This window comes from Streptomyces sp. sk2.1 (assembly GCF_008120935.1).
In the GTDB taxonomy this organism is placed as follows: domain Bacteria; phylum Actinomycetota; class Actinomycetes; order Streptomycetales; family Streptomycetaceae; genus Streptomyces.
Genome location: NZ_RDBO01000071.1, coordinates 16,437 through 33,899 on the forward strand (window position 1 = coordinate 16,437; position 17,463 = coordinate 33,899).

The window sequence follows — 17,463 nt, forward strand, 5'->3', positions numbered from 1 at the left end:
GGCAGGAGCGAACGGTGAGCGGAACGTCCGAAGGGCCGAGGCCCCCGGCGGGCACGTCCCCCTGTTCCGCGGAACCTTCGACCACGGAGCGTGATCAACTGTGGCCCCCCGTCGGGGGCTGCGGCTCCGAGCCGCACGGCTACCGGGCGGCGTTCCGGGCCGCCGCGCTCCCGATGGCCGTGGTCGACCACGAGGGCCTGGTCGTCACCGCCAACGACGCCCTCGGCAACCTCCTCGGCCGCCCCGCCACGGCGCTGGCCAACCAGTCCGCGGCCGATCTGCTCGACCTGGCGGCGGACGGCCGCACCTGGCACGCGTACCGCGAGGTGCTGCACGGGCGGCGCTCGCGGTTCCGCCGCACCCACCAGCTCAAGCACCCCGACGGCCGCTCGCTGTGGGCCGAGGTCACCGTCGTGCCGATGCCGGGGCCGGAGCACGGTACGGGCCCGGGCACGAGCGCGGCGACCGGTGCCGACACGGGCGCGGGCTCGGGCGCAAGCACCGGCGCGAGCACCGGCGCGGACAGGGATACGGGGACGGGTGCGGGCGGCGCGCGGGGGGCCGGGCAGGTGCTGCTCTCCGTCTCGGACATCAGCGACCGGCGCGAGCTGCAGAAACGGCTGCGCCACCTCCAGATGCACGACCCGGTGACCCGGCTGCCCAACCGGACGCTGTTCTTCGAGCGGCTCACCGCCGTCCTGGAGAACCCCTCCCCCCGGGACGACGGCGCCGAATCCGGGAGCGGCCGGGTCGGGGTCTGCTACCTGGACCTGGACGGGTTCAAGGCCGTCAACGACACGATGGGCCACCGGGTCGGCGACCGGCTGCTCGCCGCCGTCGCCGCGCGGCTCACCGACTGCGCGGAGCAGGACGGGCCGCGCCGCCCCGGCTCGCACCTCGTGGCCCGGCTGGGCGGCGACGAGTTCGCGATCCTGGTCGAGGACTCCACCGGCACGCAGCAGCTCACCGACCTGGCCCGCGCGGTGCTCCACGCGCTCCAGCAGCCCTTCGACCTGGCCGGGCAGCGGCTCTCCGTGTCCGCGTCGATCGGGGTGGTGGAGCGCCCGGTGGCCGGGACCTCGGCCACCGGACTGATGCAGGCCGCCGACACCACGCTGTACTGGGCGAAGGCGGACGGCAAGGCCCGCTGGACGGTCTTCGACCCGGAACGCAACGCCCACCGGATGACCCGGCAGACCCTCTCCTCGAACCTGCGGCCCGCCGTGGAGCGCGGCGAGTTCACCATCGAGTACCAGCCGCTGGTCGGCATGGCCGACGGGGTGGTGCACGGGGTGGAGGCGCTGGTGCGCTGGAATCACCCGCAATTCGGCATGCTCTCGCCGAATCGGTTCGTCGCGATCGCCGAGGAGGACGGCTCGATCGTCCAGCTCGGCCGGTGGGTGCTCCGGTCCGCCTGCCGCCAGGCCAGGCGCTGGCAGCTCGAACACCCGACCGATCCGCCGTTGTTCATCAGCGTCAATGTCGCCGTGCGCCAGGTCTGGGACTCCGACCTGGTCACCGATGTCGCCGAGATCCTCGCCGAGACCGGTCTCGATCCGGCGCTGCTGCAACTGGAGCTGACCGAGTCCGCGGTGATGGGTTCGGCGGGCAGGCCGCTCCAGGCCCTCCAGTCGCTCAGCGGCATGGGGGTGCGCATCGCCATCGACGACTTCGGCACCGGCTATTCGAACCTCGCCTATCTGAGCCGGCTCCCGGTCTCCGTGCTGAAGCTGGACGGCTCGTTCGTCCGCGGTTTCCGCTACGACGACGGCGCCCACCCGAGTCCGGCCGACGAGACGATCGTCGAGGCGATGGTGCAGCTGGCGCACCGCCTGGGTCTGACCGTCACCGCGGAGTGCGTGGAGACGGCCGGGCAGGCGGAGCGGCTGCGCAGGATCGGCTGCGACACCGGGCAGGGCTGGCTGTACTCGCGTGCGGTGGCCCCGGAGCGGATCGCCGAGCTGATCGGCAGCGGGAAACTGCCCGCCTGATCCGGCCCCGGGGCGACCGGCCCGCGCGAAGGCGCGGGCGAGCCGTCCCGGGCACGGATCGGTCAGGCCGCCCCGGGCAGGGGCCGGTCAGGCCGTCGTGGGCAGTCCGTACGCGTCGGCGATCAGTTCGTAACTGCGCAGCCGGGCCTCCCCGCCGTGGGCGTTGGCGGTGATCATCAGTTCGTCGGCGCCGGTGCGCTTGGCCAGGGCGTCGAGGCCGGCGCGGACCTCGTCCGGGGTGCCGTGGACGATGTCGGCGAGCCAGCCGTCGACGAACTCTCGCTCCATCGGGGTGAAGGCATACGCCTCCGCCTCCTCGGGCGTCGGGACCAGGCCGGGGCGGCCGGTGCGCAGGCGGACCATGGACAGGGCCCCGGTGAGCACCTGGCGGCGGGCCTCGCGCTCGTCGTCGGCGGCCAGGGCCGCGACGCCGATCAGGGCGTACGGGGCGTCGAGCACCGCGGACGGCCGGAACGACTCCCGGTACAGGTCGAGGGCGGGCACCGTGTTCCGGGCCGAGAAGTGGTGGGCGAAGGCGAAGGGCAGGCCGAGCACACCGGCCAGCCGGGCGCTGAAGCCGGAGGAGCCGAGCAGCCAGATCGGCGGCCGGGCCGTGGACTGGACGCCGCCCTCGGCCGTGCCCTGGACCGGGCCGGGGACCGCGTGGATACGGGCGTAGGGGTGGCCGTCGGGGAAGTCGTCGTCCAGGAACCTGGTCAGCTCCGCGAGCTGCTGCGGAAAATCTTCCCCGAGGTCTCGGCTTCGCTCGACCAGGGGAGACCCCATTGCCCCCTCGTTCAGCCGGTCGCTGCGGCGCAGGGCGGCGGCGGTGGCCCCGTCGGTGCCGGGGGCCCGGCCGAGGCCGAGGTCGATGCGGCCGGGGGCCATGGCCTCCAGGGTGCCGAACTGCTCGGCGATGACGAGCGGCGCGTGGTTGGGCAGCATCACACCGCCGGAGCCGAGCCGGACGCGCTCGGTGCGGGCGGCGAGGTGGGCCAGGATCACGGCGGGCGACGAGGAGGCGACGCCGGGCATGGAGTGGTGTTCGGCGACCCAGTAGCGGTGGAATCCGCGCCGCTCGGCGAGCTGCGCGATGTCCACGGAGGTGCGCAGCGCCTGGGTGGCGGTGCGGCCCTGCCCCACGGTCACCAGGTCGAGTACGGAGAGCGGCACCGGGGCCGTTCCCTCCGCCTTGCCACGGATCTCGTCGCCTCGAATCTCGTCCACGTCCTGGCCTCTCCGGATGACGCGCCTGCGCCTTGCTCATACGTCCGGGAGAACAGAACAGGAGGGAGTCTCCGTTTATTCCCGTGCGGAGTGGATCACCTCTCCCGGTGCCCGTGCCTCCCGCTGTGCGCCCAGGCGCGGCCCTCGCCCCAGGTCGCCACCGGGGCCGGGGGCGCCTCCCGGCCGGCGAAGAGCCTGCCCAGCCTCGGGGACCAGGCGCGGCGGCCCGCCAGTCGCAGCCCCTCCCGGACCGTCACCTGGTTCCCGGTGAGGACCGGCTTGCCGAGGGCCTCCTCCAGTTCCGCCTCGTGACCGGCGGTGTGCAGCGCCGTGTCGGGCAGCAGCACCGCGTCCGCCTCCGGCCGGTCGGCGGCGACGGCGAACTCCCGCACCCGGTCCGGGTCCCAGGCCGCGGCCTCGGCGGCCGAGCCGAGACCGGCGGAGCGGGCGGCGGCCACCTCGACGCCCGCGGTGCGGAGGAAGTCGAGCAGCAGGTCGGTGATGTGTCCGGGGTAGGTGGAGGCGACGGCGATCCGGTCGGCGCCCAGCTCCCGTACCGCGTGGGCGAAGCCGAGCGAGGTGCTGGAGGCGGACACGCCCACCGCCCTGGCCAGGGCCGCGGTCTGCTCGTGGGCACCCTCCCAGCCGTGGAGGAAGCTGCCGCCGGCGCTCGCCCACACGACGGCCTCGACGCCGGAGCGCCGGAGTTCCTCCACCCCGGCTGCCAGGCGCTCGGGCGCCCCGGTCCGCACCAGCGCGTCGACCCCGTAGGAGTCCTCGTCGACGTCGGTGCGGTACACGACGAGCCGGACCGCGTCGAGCAGGATCTCCATCCGCGGGAAGTCGTCCACCGCGAAACGTCCGGGGTAGAGAAAGCCGACAGTCGTCATGTCCACGCTTCCCGCCTTCCCGCGCCTGCCCACCCGGACCGGAACCGGCCGGATCGGAATCGGCCGGATCGGAACCGCTCGGACCGGAATCGGCCGGACCGAAACCGGCCGAGCCGGAACCGCCCGGACCGGTCCGGGGCACACGGCGCCGCTCACCCTCCCCCTTTTTTCTTCGTTTCATCCAAGTATTCCCCCATCTACCCCCACTCCCACCACGACCTGTTGACGGGGCGGGGCGCGGCTGCGAGCGTGGTCCATCCGCCCTTCCCGGACGCAGCACAGCGGAACGGAGCGACCTCCCCCCATGTCAGAGCCCACCCTGCTCGTCCTGGACACCGATCCGTCACCGCGTCTCGGCCGGCTGACCGGCCGGGCCCGCATCCGGTACACCGACGGGGCCGGGCTCGCCGCCCGGCTCCCGGAGGCCGATGTGCTGCTGGTGTGGGACTTCGCCTCCGACGCGGTACGGGCCGCCTGGCCCGGCGAAGGCCCCCGCCCGGCGTGGGTCCACACGGCGAGCGCGGGCGTGGACCGGCTGCTGTGCCCGGAACTGGTCGCCTCCGACACGGTGCTGACCAACGCCCGGGGCATCTTCGAGCGGCCGGTGGCCGAGTACGTGACGGCCCTGCTGCTGGCGTTCGCGAAGGACCTGCCGGGCACGCTGGACCTCCAGCAGCGGCGGCAGTGGCGCCACCGGGAGAGCGGGACGCTCGCGAACAGCCGCGCGGTGGTCGTCGGTGCGGGCCCGATCGGGCGGGAGATCGCCAGGCTGCTGATGCCCCTCGGGGTCAAGGTGGCGCTGGTGGGACGTGCCGCGCGGCGCACCGTCCACGGCCCCGAGGACCTGGACCGGCTGGCGGCCCTGGCCGACTGGGTGATCTGCGCGGCGCCGCTGACCGAGGCGACCCGGGGCCTGTTCGACGCCCGGTTCTTCGGGCTGATGCAGCCGTCGGCCCGCTTCGTCAACGTGGGGCGCGGGCCGATGGTCGTCGAGGAGGACCTGGCCGACGCGTTGCGCAAGCGCTGGATCGCGGGGGCGGCGCTGGACGTGTTCGAGCAGGAGCCGCTGGACCCGACGAGCCCGCTCTGGGACGTACCGGACCTGATCGTGTCGCCGCACATGAGCGGCGACACGGCGGGCTGGCGGGACCGGCTGGGCGAGCAGTTCGTGGCGATGTACGAACTGTGGCTGTCCGGCGCCCCGTTGCCGAACGTGGTGGACAAGCGGCGCGGGTACGTGCCCTTCCCCGGTCCGGGCGAGTGAATCCGTCGGGACCGTACCGCGGCCCCGTCACCGCGCGGTGACGGACGGAAGGATTCGACGGCCCGTCATTTTCGTTTTCTCGCAAGGCATTTCGCACCCGGCCCCGGCTTTCGGGGCCGGCCGGAGGGGACACGGGAAGGTCACGCTCCGGCCACCTTTCGATCACATGAGGTCGCTTTCTGCATAGACGTGCGGGATCGGGCAGGCGCTCCCCCTGTCCGGACCGTTCGATCCCTCCAGGAGATTGCGAACCATGGCTGACTTCCCGAACCTGTCCCGCCGGGGCTTCCTGAACCGATCGGCGGCCGTGGGCGGACTGCTCGTCGTACCCGGGCTGCTCTCCGCGTGCAGCAAGACCGACGCCGGCTCCGCGGACGGTGCGGGTGCGCTCGACAAGCTCCGCAAGCAGGGCTTCGTCCGGGTGGCGTACGCCAACGAGGCCCCGTACGGCTACCTGGAGGGCAAGGAGCTCAAGGGCGAGGCGCCCACCCTGCACCGGGAGATCTTCAAGGCGCTCGGCGTGGACGAGCTCAGGCCCACCCTCTCCGAGTGGGACGGCCTGATCCCCGGGCTCCAGGCGGGCAAGTACGACGTGGTCAGCGCCGGCATGGCGATCACGCCCGAGCGCTGCGCCAACGCCGTCTTCTCCGAGCCCGAGTTCATCTCCCCCACCGCCCTGATGGTGAAGAAGGGCAACCCGAAGAAGGTCACCGACCTGGCGTCCGCGAAGGCGGCCGGGATCACCGTCGGTGTGATGTCGGGCGCCGTCGAGGGCAAGTACGCCGAGGGGGCGGGCATCCCCGAGGACCGGATCAAGACGCTGCAGAAGCCGCAGGACGGCGCCGACGCGGTCAAGGGCGGCCGGGTCGACGCGTTCCTGCTCACCGGGATCTCGCTGCGCTGGCTGGCGAGGACCAACCCGGAGACCGAGGTCACCGGGGCGTTCCTGCCGGAGCTCGACGGCGTGAAGCAGTACAGCCCCGGCGGCGCAGTCTTCCGCAAGGGCAACGAGGAGCTGCGGGACGCCTTCAACCGCGAGCTGAAGAAGATCGTCTCGGACCGGTCCCGCTACGTGGAGCTGCTCCGGGAGTACGGCTTCTCGGCGACCGAGCTCCCGCCGGCCACGCTGAAGACGGCCGATCTGTGCAAGGGCTGACGGGGACGGGCCGCGCCGCATGAATGATTTCTTCTCCGCCTTCGTCGACGAACTCCCGCAGGTGCGCTCGGGGTTGTGGGTGACGCTCGAAGCCACCGTGCTGGGCGCGCTGGCCGCGCTCCTGCTGTCGTTCGCCCTCGGCCTGATGTCGGTCAGCCGGCTGCTGGTGCTGCGCGGCGTGTCGCGCGTGGTCGTGGAGTTCTTCCGCGGCACCTCGCTCTACATCCAGCTGTTCTGGCTCTACTACGCGATGCCGACGCTGACGGGGTACGAGCTGGATCCGCTGCTCTGCGGCGTCGTCGCCTTCGGCCTCAACTACGGCGCGTACGGCGCCGAGGTGGTGCGCGGGGCGGTCAACTCCGTGCCGCGCGGCCAGTACGAGGCGGCCGTCGCGCTGAACATGTCGCCGCTGCACCGGATGCGGAAGGTGATCCTCCCGCAGGCCTGGGTGCAGATGATCCCGTCGTTCACCAATCTGCTGATCCAGCTGCTGAAGTGCACCCCGCTGCTGTGGCTGATCTCCGCGGCCGACCTGATGACCGTGGTCCAGCAGCTGCGCGACCGCACCGGTGAGACGCTCACCGCGTACGTGACCCTGCTGGCCGTCTACTTCGTGCTGGCGTACGCCCTGACCCTGCTGATGAACCTGCTGGAACGGGGCGCCAAGCGGCGGCTCGGGCTGCCCACCGGGGCGGGTTCGCTGCTGCGCAGCCGCAGCGCCACCGAGGCCGTCGCCTCCGCCCCGGGGGGTGCCCGGTGAACGGTTTCGACTGGGACGCGGCCCGGGACGCCCTGCCGCTGCTGATCGAGGGCTTCCGGGTCACTCTGCTCGCCACGGTGCTCGGCACGCTCGTCGCCGCGGTCCTCGGGCTGGCCGTCGCGGTCGCGGGCCGGGCCCCGAGCAGGTTCGTGACGGTGCCGGTGCGGGCCGTGACGGAGTTCGTCAGGTCCACCCCGCTGCTCGTCCAACTGGTCGGCGCGGCGGCCCTGTTCACCTCGGTGGAACCGCTGACGGTCGGCATCGCGGTGCTGGGCGTGCACTACGCCGCGTACACCTCCGAGGTGTACCGCGCCGGGATCGACGGCGTGCCCAAGGGGCAGTGGGAGGCCTGCCGGGCGCTCTCGCTCTCCCCCCGGCGGACCTGGCGGGCCGTGATCCTTCCGCAGGCGGTGCGCAACGTGCTGCCCGCCCTCGGCAACTACGCGATCTCGATGTTCAAGGAGACCCCGTTCCTCGCCGTGATCACGGTGCAGGAAATGGTCTTCGAGGCCCGCAAGTACGGCGCCGACCACTTCGCGTACACCGAGGCGTTCACGCTCGCCGGCCTGGCCTTCCTGGTCGCGAGCTACCCCACCTCGCTGCTGATGAGAAAGCTGGAGAAGCGCCTTGGCCACTGAACCCCTCCCCCTGCGCAAGACGGCGGCCCCCGGGGACACCCCGTCGGCCGCCGCACCGGCCGCCGCGCCGGGGACCGGCCATCCGCTGGTCCGTTTCGACGACGTCGTGAAGCGGTACGGCGACCACACCGTCCTCGACCGGCTGAACTTCTCGGTGGAGCGCGGCGAGCACGTCACCCTGATCGGCCCCAGCGGCTCGGGCAAGACCACCATCCTGCGGCTGCTGATGACGCTGGAGAAGGTCAGCGGCGGTGTGATCTGGGTGGACGGCTCCCCGCTGTCCCACGTCAGGGCGCCCGGCGGGGCGCTGAAACCGGCGCCCGAGAAGCATCTGCGCGAGGCCCGGAAGAAGATCGGCATGGTCTTCCAGCAGTTCAACCTCTTCCCCAACATGAAGGTGCTGCAGAACATCACCGAGGCCCCGGTCAGCGTGCTGGGCATGGACCGCGACGAGGCGGAGGTCCGGGCCCGGGAGCTGCTGGACCTGGTGGGGCTGTCGGGGAAGGTCGACGCGCACCCCTCCCAGCTCTCCGGCGGCCAGCAGCAGCGGGTGGCGATCGCGCGCGCCCTGGCGATGCGGCCGGAGATCCTGCTGCTGGACGAGGTGACGTCGGCGCTCGACCCGGAGCTGGTGGCCGGGGTGCTGGAGCTGCTGAGCGACATCGCCAGGAACACCGACATCACCATGCTCTGCGTGACCCACGAGATGAACTTCGCCCGGGACGTCTCGAAGACGGTGCTGATGTTCGATTCCGGACGGGTGATCGAATCCGGTCCGCCGGAAAAAATCTTCTCCGACCCGGAGCACGAACGTACGCGCGAGTTCCTCGACGCGGTGCTGTGACCTCGCCACTTGTTGGACGCCAATGACACTGGCATATGCCGGACGAATGCGCCCCAGCTCATCGGGGTGGGGCGCCCCTGCCGGGTCTCCAACAGCCGCCCCGTGAAGGGCCCTTGACGGCTATCGTGTGGACAGAGCTTGCGGTCACAACCTGCTGGGGGGGAAACCGTGGCGCTGATGCCCGAACCGACCACACCGCTCCATTCGGTGCAGTACGCCTTCCGTGTCCTCGAAACGATCTCCGCCCACGACGACGGCGTACCGGCCGCCCGGATCTCGCGCGAGACGGGACTGCCCGCCGAACACCTCTCCCCCCTGCTGCTGACCCTGCGCCGCGAGGGCTACGTCGAGCAGATCACCGACGGCGCGTACGTCATCGGCTCCTCGCTGCTGCGCCTCGGTTCCGGCCCGGCCCGCCGGCAGGCCCTGGAGGCCAGGCTCCAGCGGACGCTGACGCAGCTGCGCGACTCGGTCGGCGCGGCGGTCTACATCAGCCGGTACGTCGACGGCGAGATCCGGGTCACGCAGTACGCCGACGGCCCGCTCACCCCCGCGGTCAACGAGTGGGTGGACTTCCGGTCCGCCGCGCACGCCTCGGCGGTCGGCAAGTGCCTGCTCGCACAGCTCGACCAGGACGGCCGCCGCGACCACATCTCCCGCCACCGGACGCCCCGGCTCACCTCGCGGACGATCACCAACGAGAAGGTGCTGTTCTCCAAGCTGGACAGCCAGCCGGCGACGGTGCCGGTGCTCGACCTCCAGGAGTACGCGGTCGGCACGGTGTGCGCCGCGGTGCCGCTGACGGCCGGGGCGTCGGCGGGCTGCCTGGCACTGTCGCTCCCGGTCGAGGACGCGCACCGGCTGCGCGCGGCGGCGCATACGCTGAACCGGCGGGCGGCCCCGGTGATGCTGTCGATGGCACTCTGATCCGTACCGCTTCACCACCTCTTGCCCCGGTTTGCGGCCGGTGTCATCGACACCCCTCCGGAGCAGGTATTATTTTCGAGTCAGCAGGCGCCGCTAGCTCAGTTGGTTAGAGCAGCTGACTCTTAATCAGCGGGTCCGGGGTTCGAGTCCCTGGCGGCGCACCGACAACGCACCGGGCGGTTCACGTACACACGTGGACCGCCCGGTGCGTTTTTTGCCGCCCATCGATCCATACGATCGTTTTACACAGTCGTACTAGACAAGCGTTTTAAACGCTCGTACATTTCTCGGCATGACGAACGCCACGAGCACCACCGCCGATCGCGGCACCCTCGCCGGCCGCCGGGAATGGACCGCCTTCGTGGTCCTCCTGCTGCCCCTCCTCCTCGTCTCGATGGACGTCTCCGTCCTCTTCTTCGCGATCCCGGCCATCGACCGGGACCTCGCCCCCAGCGCCACCCAGCAGCTCTGGATCTTCGACGGGTACGCCTTCGCCCTGTCCGGACTGCTCATCACGATGGGCTCGCTCGGCGACCGGATCGGCCGCCGCAGGCTGCTGCTGCTCGGCGCGGTCGCGTTCGGCGCCGCGTCCGTGACCGCCGCGTACGCCGACAGTGCCGGGATGCTGATCGCGGCCCGCGCCCTGCTCGGGATCGGCGGGGCGACGCTGATGCCGTCGACCATGGGGCTCGTGCGGAGCATGTTCCGCGACGAACGGCAGCGCGGCCGGGCCGTCGGGATCTGGTCGGGGGCCATGGCCGGCGGGATCGCGCTCGGCTCGGTGCTCAGCGGGGTCATGCTCCAGCACTTCTGGTGGGGCTCGGTCTTCCTGATCAACGTGCCCGCGATGGTGCTGCTGCTGGTCCTGGTGCCGCTGCTGGTGCCGGAGTACAAGGACCCCGCCCCGGGCCGGTTCGACCTCCTGGGCGTGCCGCTGTCGATGGGGGCCGTGCTGCCCGTCGTCTACGGGATCAAGGAGACCGCCGCCCACGGCATCGGTCCGGAGAACACCCTGTTCGTCGCCGTCGGGCTGCTCGTCGGATGGCTCTTCGTCCACCGCCAGCGCACCCGCGGCGACGCGATGATCGGCCGGGAGCTCTTCCGGGACGGCCGCTTCTCGGCCGGGATCGGGCTCAACGCGCTGGCCGCCTTCGCGATGATGGGTTCCTCGTTCTTCACCACGCAGTACCTGCAGTCGGTGCTCGGCATGGGCACGCTGGAGGCCGCGCTGTGGAGCCTGGCCCCGTCCCTGGCGGTGAGCGCCGCGGCCCCCACGGCCACGACCGTCGCCCGGCGGACCGGCCGCGGGCGGGTCGTCTGCGCCGGGTTCGTCGTCGCCGCCGCCGGGTTCGCCGTCCTCGCCCTGACCGGTACGGACTCGCTGTGGCTGCTGCTCGTCGGCTGCTCCGTGATGAACTGCGGCATCGTGGCCGTGATGGCGCTCGTCTCGGACCTGGCACTGTCCACCGCCCCGCCCCGGAAGGCGAGTTCGGCGGCCTCGCTGCTGGAGACCGGCCAGGAGTTCGGCGGCGCGACGGGAATGGCCCTGCTGGGCGCGCTGGCCACCGCCGTCTACACCGCCGACATGCCCGCCTCCGCGCCGGAGGACGCCCGCAAGACGCTGGCGGGCGCGGTGGCCACCGGCGACGACTCGCTGATCTCGATCGGCAGGGACGCCTTCGTGCACAGCATGCGGTACGCCTCGGTGGCGGGATCGGTGCTGCTGCTGGTGGGCGCGGTGCTGGCGGCGGTCCTGCTGAGCCGGGGCGCCGCGGCGGCGAAGCGGGCCGAACCGGTCGCGGCGGCCCGATGACCGTTCACGCGGTGCGGCCGGCGCGGGCCCGTGGTTCGGGTCCGCGCCGGCCGCTTCGGCGTGACGTCCGTCGTGCGGCGGTCACCGTTCGGGACGGGGCGCCGGGGTCAGAACTGGACGTCGGAGCACGCGTAGAACGCGTTCGCCGTGTCGGCGATGTTCCAGACGCTCAGGATGATGTGCTTCCCGGACTTCTGGGTGGGGATGGTGCCCTGCTGGGTCAGGGTCGAGGGCGGCTGCTTGCCGCCGTACGGCACCGTCATGAAGGGCTGCGACTCCAGGTCCGCCCTGGTGAGCGGCTTGGTGGGGTCCCAGCCGTCCTTGGTGATGTAGTAGCGGAAGTCGGTCGTGGCGTGGCGAGCGGTGAACTGCCAGCGGAAGCTGAAACCCTGACCGGCCGTCACCTTCGTGGCGGGCCAGTTGCCGCCGCGCGGGTCGTCGAGCTGGGCGAACTCCCCGTGACCGCCGGAGCAGATCCGGCCGTCGGCCGGGCCCGCCGCCGGGAAGCCCTTGGGCCCCTCGACGCTCTGCGGCTCCCACTGGATGTTGCCGCAGCCGGTCACCGTGCCGTTGGCACAGAGCTTCTGACGGCTGATGGGGTTGTCGGTGTAGCCGTGACTCCCGGCACTGCTCGTGGCGAGCATCGAGGCGCCCGCCACCACCAGACCGATCACGGCCGCACTAGCCCTTTTACGCATTGCTGTCGCTCCTCGAGAACGTGGGGGAAGTTCCATGAGCCCTGCTGCACGCGTGTTCTGCGGTCTAGACCAAGACTTAGATTATTGACGGGATATGAACATGTCCAGACCAATGAGAGTCCGATTCCGCTTGGTCGCCCCAGGGGGCCCGGCAGGCCCTCAGGCCCCTTCCCCGCCGCTGCGTCCGGTGTAGAAGGCCACCGTCAAGTCCTTGACCAGGGACTTCCGTTCGTAGTCGTCCAGCTCGACGATCCCCCGCGCGGTCAGCCGGTTGACGGTGTCGTCGACGGCGTCGACGACCGAAGTGAGCACGCTGTCGCGGTGCTTGGCGTCGATGGCGGCAATTCGCCGTCGCTGCATGGCCGCGGCGACCTCCGGCGCGTACTCGATCCCGGTCGGCTGTGCCGAGTACACCTCGATGCCGACGGGTTCGCAGTCGGCCTTCAGCAGCCGGGTCAGCGCGTCGCCGACCGCCTCCGCGTTGCGCAGGGTGTGCGCGTCCTCGTGGAAGGTGTCGGCGGGCAGTTGCGAGAGCACCCGGGCCATCGCCGCCTCGACCTGCTCGCGCAGGTACGCCTCGTGGTCGGCGACCCCGAGCACCGCCCGGGCGGTGTCCTTGATCCGCCACACCACGAGGACGACGACGCGCAGCGCCGTGCCGTTGGCGTCCACGGCGGGCAGCGGTTCGCTGCGCCAGTGCCGCAGGCGCACGTCGACCCGGCGGCGCAGCAGCAGCGGGCTGATCCACATCAGCCCGGTGCGCCGCACGCTGCCCCGGTACTCGCCGAAGAGCGTCAGCACCCAGGCGTGGCCGACCCGTCCGCGGCTCAGCCCGCCGAGCGCGAAGAGCACCGCCGAGAGGAGCGCGGTGAGCGCCGCCCAGGCGCCCGGTCCGAGCCCGTCGTACGGGCGCGGGCCGATCCCGAACCGGGCGAGCGCGGCGGCGGGCAGGGCGCCGACCCACCAGAGGACGGCCCCGCCGGCCGCGGCGCCGGCCAGGGCGGCGAGCACCGCCACCCAGCCGGGCAGCGCGGGTCCGGGCCGCTCGGTGAGCCGCGGGTCGCCGAGCGGTGCCGGTCGCGTCGGGGGCCGCACCTGCGGTCCCCTCGGCGCGGGCGGCCGGCGCACCCCGGCCGCCGGCCGGTCGCCGCCGCTCCCCCGCCGCACCATCCCGTCGGGGAGCGCGGCGGCGTCGACCCGTGCGGCGTCCTCGCGGAAGAGCAGGTGCACGGGGATGGTCGCGGTCCGCTCGTTGGCGATGACCGCGTGGTGCCGCCCGGCCTCCCAGGGCGCGTCGCCCGACTGCACGGCCCCGTCGCCACCGGAGACGGGCAGGGAGTCGAAGACGGTGTCGGGCGCGGTGCGGCGCAGGGACGCCTCCGGGGCGGCGGCGGGGGCGGGCACGTCCGGTACGGAAACGGGTCCGCCCGCCCCGGTCGCCCCGGCCGGGACCGACACCGCCGCCGAGGTCGCGCCGAACAGGGTGCCCGCGCTCTCGCCCGGCACCAGGTCCAGCACGAGATCGACCACGGAGTCCGGCCCGTCGTCCGGAACGGAACCCGGGCCCGCACCGCGGACGCCCGGCACCTCGCCCCCGGCGCCCGGCCCGGCTGCCGGGGAGTCCGCGTCCCCGTGCGGCACCGTCCGGCCGGGATCCCACGCGCGGACCGGCTCCCGCCTCCCGCCCCGTTCCGTCCTCCGGGTTTCCGGAACTGTCCGACACCGTGGATCGCATTCCCACCTCCGTCATGTCCGTGCTGTCACGCGAAGAGCCGCCGCCAGGTCTCCGGGCCGGGGTAGCCGTCGGCCGCTCCGCCCCGCCAGCCCTGCGCCCGCTGGAAGGCCTCGACATTGCGCCGGTCCGCCTCGGTCCACCGGGGCCCGGGGCCCGACACGTAGTGCTTGCCGTACCCCTTCTTCACCAACTGCCTGCCGAGCCTCTCGACATGGCCGTTGGACCGACCGGGCCTGAAATGGCCCCGGCCGGGGAACTTCGAATCCGGGTTCGAGCCGTTCTGCCCGGCCCCCGTCCCGCTTCCGCCCCCGGTCCCGGGGATGTCGCGTCCGGTCCCGGCGATCAGGAGCCGCCAGGTGTCGGGGCCGGGGATGCCGTCCGCCTCCTTGCCCTTCCAGCCCTGGGCCCTCTGGAACGCCTGGGTGGCCCGCCGGTCCGCGTCGCCCCAGCCGGGGCCGGGGCCGACCCCGTAGAAACGCTTGCCGCCGCGCTTCACGAGCATCCGGCCGAGCTGGGTGACGTACGTGTTGCTGGCGCCGGGGCCGAACATCCCCGCGCCGGGGAACCTCGTCGTCGCGGCGCTGCCGCCGCTGCTCCCGCCGGTGAGACCCTTGTAGCGGTACGCGACGTAGTTGCCCGAGTGGGTCCAGTACGCCATGGGCGTCGTCCGCCTGCGGGTGTGCGGCTTCGTCTGCTCGTACGCCGTGTAGTGGGTGTGCGTGTAGTCGGTCCAGCCGCCGAAGATCGTGACGTGCGAGCCCTTGGAGGGGTCGGCCGGGTTGTGGAAGAGCAGGATGTCGCCGGGCTGGAGCTCCTCCCGCGCGATCCGCGTCCCGAACGCGGCGAGGCTGCCGGTCCACTCGTTGCCCGGCAGGTTCCAGGCCATCGACACGAAGCCGGAGCAGTCCTGCCGGTAACCGTCCGGCCAGTACTTCACCATGCTGTACGGGACCTGCGCGGACACCCACTTCTTCGCCCGGTTGATGATGTCGGCCCGGCTGGTGGCGCGCAGCTTGGGCGTGGTCGTCGTGGACGAGGGCGGGCCCGATGCCCCGCCGCCGCGCAGCGGTCCGGGACCGCCCTGCGGACTGTCCGGGTCCGGATCGACGGGGACGTCCGCCGATGCCATCGGGTCGGCCGGGGCGAGTGCGTCGGCCGGGCCCGCGGGGGCCGCCGCGTCCGTCACCGTCGGCGCACCCGCCACATCGGTCCCGGCCGCCTCCGCCACTCCGCTGCTCAGCACCACACCGGCCGCGGTGACCAGCACCATCGCGCGGCGCGCGCCGTGGGCGGCCGGGTGGCCGCCGTCCCGCACGGGCAACGCGCCGGCGGCCCGCCGTTGCGCGGCGCATCCCGCGCAGACGCAGTCGACGGCGGGTACGTACTCCTCGAAGGACGGCACAGTCATGTGGTTCCCCTCCGCACTCGTCAAGATCTTTTGGCCCGTCGGCACGGGCGCCAGTGTCTCAACTCTCCTGACATAACGCATTTTGACGGACAGAAGAGAAAAAACGACCATCCGACAGGCCGGGACGGGCGGGAAATGGTCGGGAGCACCTCCCGACTTCGGGTAGAGTTACGCAGGTCAGCAGGCGCCGCTAGCTCAGTTGGTTAGAGCAGCTGACTCTTAATCAGCGGGTCCGGGGTTCGAGTCCCTGGCGGCGCACGCACAGTCGAAACCCCCTCACCATGCGTGAGGGGGTTTCTTCGTTCCCACCACCCTTCGCGACCGACGAACAGCCAACTCGCAGATGTCGCACAGTGACCGATTCGTCACCCAGCGATAGGAAGGCTGCCCTCACGAGCCCCCGCGCACGCCCCTTCGCGAGGATTCCGCAAATCGCACATACAACTGGCAACCCGGCCTTTTCGCCCTTGCGGGCGGGATCGCTGCCTGCCGATGCGCCCCGAGCCGCGCCGACGCCCGCCGATGCGCACTGACGTGCCGGGCAGTTGGGGACCCGCGGGGTGTTCCGGTCGTCCGCGGCACGGGGCGGGGCGCCGTCGGCCCGGCCGGGGTGCGCGGCCGGGGCCGTACTGGTCCGCGCGGTCCGGGAGTTGGGGGCGCCGCCTGCGAATCCGCCGGCCATTTCCCTCGGCCGGCGGCCGCTCCCCTCAGCCGGCGTCGTTCCCGCCCGGCTTCCCACCCGGTTTCCCGTCCGGCTTCCCGCCCGGCTTCCCGGCGGGCCTCTCGCCGGTGAGGTAGGCCGAGACGACCACGTTGGCCTCGTAGGAACGCGACGCCCGGTCGTAGGTGCCGCCGCAGGTGATCAGCCGGAGTTCCGCCCGGCCGTCCTCGCGCGGGCCGTACGCCTTGGCGGCGTCGAAGCGTGCCCGGGTGAAGACCTGGACGTCGTCGACGGTGAACTCGGCGACGGTGCCGTCCGCGCGGGTGACCTCGACCTCGGCGCCGGGGCGGGTGGCGCTCAGCCCGTAGAAGACGGCCGGTCTGGTCTCGGTGTCGACGTGGCCGACGAGGAGGGCCGGGCCGTTCGCGCCGGGCCGGATGCCGTCGCCGTACCAGCCGACGGTCTGGGGGCGGTCGAACGGGGGCGGTTCGATCGCGCCGTCCTTGTCCAGGCCGCGGGCGATCACGGGTGCGTCGACACCGATCGACGGGATCTCGACGCGCCTCGGGACCGCCCCCCTGATCGGGTCGTGCGGCGGGGGCAGCGCCACGCCGAGGGGGCGCCCCACCGCGGCGACGTCACCGGTCGTCGGGGCGGAACCGGCACCGGAGCCGTCGGTGATGCCGCGCCCCCAGAGCCACAGGCCCAGCAGCAGGACGACCCAGACCACTCCGGCGAGCAGCCGGCCGTGCCCGGCGGGGCGGTCCGGGGCGGGCCCGGTCACTCCGGGGCCGGGCGGCGACGGCGCACGCTGCGCAGCGCGACGGCGACGGCCGCGACGGCGGCCAGGACCAGCCCGGTCACGGTGTGCGTGGTGCCGGGGCCCTCCTGCCGGGCCTCCCATTCGGCCAGGGAGGCACCCCCGCCCGCGCGCGTCTCGGACGGGGAGGTGCCACCGCCGCCCGCGCGCACCGGGGCCACGGGGGTGGCCTGGCCCCGTTCGGTGACGGTGACCGTGCCGACGGCCTCGGTGCCCCTGCCGTCCTCGCAGACGACGCGGATGTCGTGGTCGCCCGGGGAGGTGTCCGAGCCGATCCGGGTCTCGGCGAACAGGCCCCCGTCCGCGGCGGGCGAGAAGCGTGCCGGGGAGACGAGGACGTCGGCCGTCCCCTCGGCCTTCCGGCCCTCGCAGCCCTCCAGCCGCAGGTCCACCTCGCCGCCGGGCCCGACGGTGGACGGGGTCACCGCGAGGGAGGCCCGCGGGCCCCGGCCCTCCTCCCGGTCGGCCCCGGCCGTGGAGTCGGCCAGTGCGGCGGGGACCGGTACCAGGATCGCCGCGATGGCCGCGGCGGCACAGAACGTGAGGGGCAGGGAACGCATGGTGAACCTCCTCAGTGCAGGTTCGCGCCTGCGGAGGCTTTCCGCATCCGCAGCGCCCCCGCCCGTGTCCC

General features: G+C 72.7%; 14 protein-coding genes, 2 tRNA genes and 1 pseudogene. 10 read left to right on the plus strand and 7 right to left on the minus strand.

All coding sequences use genetic code 11. From position 1 onward, the window contains the following. Positions 1-14: 14 nt before the first annotated feature. Positions 15-1,991 carry an EAL domain-containing protein gene (locus EAO76_RS24820; RefSeq protein ID WP_262375723.1) on the plus strand — a complete coding sequence of 659 codons (1,977 nt, stop codon included), beginning with the start codon at positions 15-17 and terminating at the stop codon, positions 1,989-1,991. 87 nt (positions 1,992-2,078) lie between these two features. Here EAO76_RS24820 and EAO76_RS24825 read toward each other — a convergent pair whose 3' ends face one another. Together EAO76_RS24825 and EAO76_RS24830 are read right to left on the minus strand one after the other, a co-directional pair. Then, the gene (locus EAO76_RS24825; protein ID WP_148838141.1) at positions 2,079-3,218 is read right to left on the minus strand and encodes an LLM class flavin-dependent oxidoreductase; all 1,140 of its coding nucleotides are present in this window, start codon (positions 3,216-3,218) and stop codon (positions 2,079-2,081) included. Between the two features lie 95 nt (positions 3,219-3,313). Further along, positions 3,314-4,108: a decarboxylase gene (locus EAO76_RS24830; RefSeq protein ID WP_148838343.1), complete on the minus strand. Its 795-nt coding sequence runs from the start codon at positions 4,106-4,108 to the stop codon at positions 3,314-3,316. Positions 4,109-4,412: 304 nt separating this feature from the next. Here EAO76_RS24830 and EAO76_RS24835 point away from each other — a divergent pair, with 304 nt between their 5' ends. From EAO76_RS24835 to EAO76_RS24870, 8 genes are all read left to right on the plus strand, one after another. Further along, complete coding sequence (locus EAO76_RS24835; RefSeq protein WP_148838142.1) at positions 4,413-5,372, plus strand: D-2-hydroxyacid dehydrogenase; 960 nt, start codon at positions 4,413-4,415, stop codon at positions 5,370-5,372. Between the two features lie 253 nt (positions 5,373-5,625). Continuing rightward, entirely contained in the window at positions 5,626-6,528 is a 903-nt protein-coding gene (gene ehuB, locus EAO76_RS24840; protein ID WP_148838143.1) for an ectoine/hydroxyectoine ABC transporter substrate-binding protein EhuB, read from the plus strand. A 19-nt stretch (positions 6,529-6,547) separates the two neighbouring features. Next, entirely contained in the window at positions 6,548-7,288 is a 741-nt protein-coding gene (gene ehuC / locus EAO76_RS24845; RefSeq protein WP_148838144.1) for an ectoine/hydroxyectoine ABC transporter permease subunit EhuC, read from the plus strand. Next, positions 7,285-7,926, plus strand: a complete 642-nt coding sequence (gene ehuD / locus EAO76_RS24850) for an ectoine/hydroxyectoine ABC transporter permease subunit EhuD (RefSeq protein WP_148838145.1) — start codon at positions 7,285-7,287, stop codon at positions 7,924-7,926. Before ehuC ends, ehuD begins: the two co-directional genes overlap by 4 nt. After that, positions 7,916-8,770, plus strand: coding sequence for an ectoine/hydroxyectoine ABC transporter ATP-binding protein EhuA (gene ehuA / locus EAO76_RS24855; RefSeq protein ID WP_148838146.1), 855 nt, complete (start codon positions 7,916-7,918; stop codon positions 8,768-8,770). The genes ehuD and ehuA overlap by 11 nt, the downstream gene beginning before the upstream one ends. A 168-nt stretch (positions 8,771-8,938) precedes the next feature. Next, positions 8,939-9,697, plus strand: coding sequence for an IclR family transcriptional regulator (locus EAO76_RS24860; RefSeq protein ID WP_148838147.1), 759 nt, complete (start codon positions 8,939-8,941; stop codon positions 9,695-9,697). Between the two features lie 87 nt (positions 9,698-9,784). Further along, positions 9,785-9,858 (plus strand) — tRNA-Lys (locus tag EAO76_RS24865). Between the two features lie 131 nt (positions 9,859-9,989). After that, on the plus strand, positions 9,990-11,510 hold the full coding sequence (locus EAO76_RS24870) for an MFS transporter (protein ID WP_148838148.1): 1,521 nt from the start codon (positions 9,990-9,992) through the stop codon (positions 11,508-11,510). Positions 11,511-11,617: 107 nt separating this feature from the next. On the opposite strand, the gene EAO76_RS24875 is transcribed toward EAO76_RS24870, so the two are convergent. The 3 genes and pseudogenes from EAO76_RS24875 to EAO76_RS24885 all read right to left on the minus strand — a co-directional run bounded on the left by EAO76_RS24875 (position 11,618) and on the right by EAO76_RS24885 (position 15,351). Next, entirely contained in the window at positions 11,618-12,208 is a 591-nt protein-coding gene (locus tag EAO76_RS24875; RefSeq protein WP_148838149.1) for a lytic polysaccharide monooxygenase, read from the minus strand. Between the two features lie 159 nt (positions 12,209-12,367). After that, positions 12,368-13,891, minus strand: a pseudogene (locus EAO76_RS24880) (SPFH domain-containing protein); the annotation flags it as partial. A 77-nt stretch (positions 13,892-13,968) separates the two neighbouring features. After that, positions 13,969-15,351, minus strand: a complete 1,383-nt coding sequence (locus EAO76_RS24885; RefSeq protein ID WP_148838151.1) for a peptidoglycan-binding protein — start codon at positions 15,349-15,351, stop codon at positions 13,969-13,971. A gap of 184 nt (positions 15,352-15,535) precedes the next feature. Between EAO76_RS24885 and EAO76_RS24890 the strand changes: the two genes are divergently transcribed. Then, positions 15,536-15,609 (plus strand) — tRNA-Lys (locus tag EAO76_RS24890). A 449-nt stretch (positions 15,610-16,058) separates the two neighbouring features. Here the strand turns inward: EAO76_RS24890 and EAO76_RS24895 are convergent. Further along, entirely contained in the window at positions 16,059-16,796 is a 738-nt protein-coding gene (locus tag EAO76_RS24895) for a class F sortase (protein WP_187438786.1), read from the minus strand. Next, the gene (locus EAO76_RS24900; RefSeq protein ID WP_148838345.1) at positions 16,793-17,392 is read right to left on the minus strand and encodes a hypothetical protein; all 600 of its coding nucleotides are present in this window, start codon (positions 17,390-17,392) and stop codon (positions 16,793-16,795) included. Before EAO76_RS24900 ends, EAO76_RS24895 begins: the two co-directional genes overlap by 4 nt. Between the last annotated feature and the right edge of the window lie 71 nt (positions 17,393-17,463).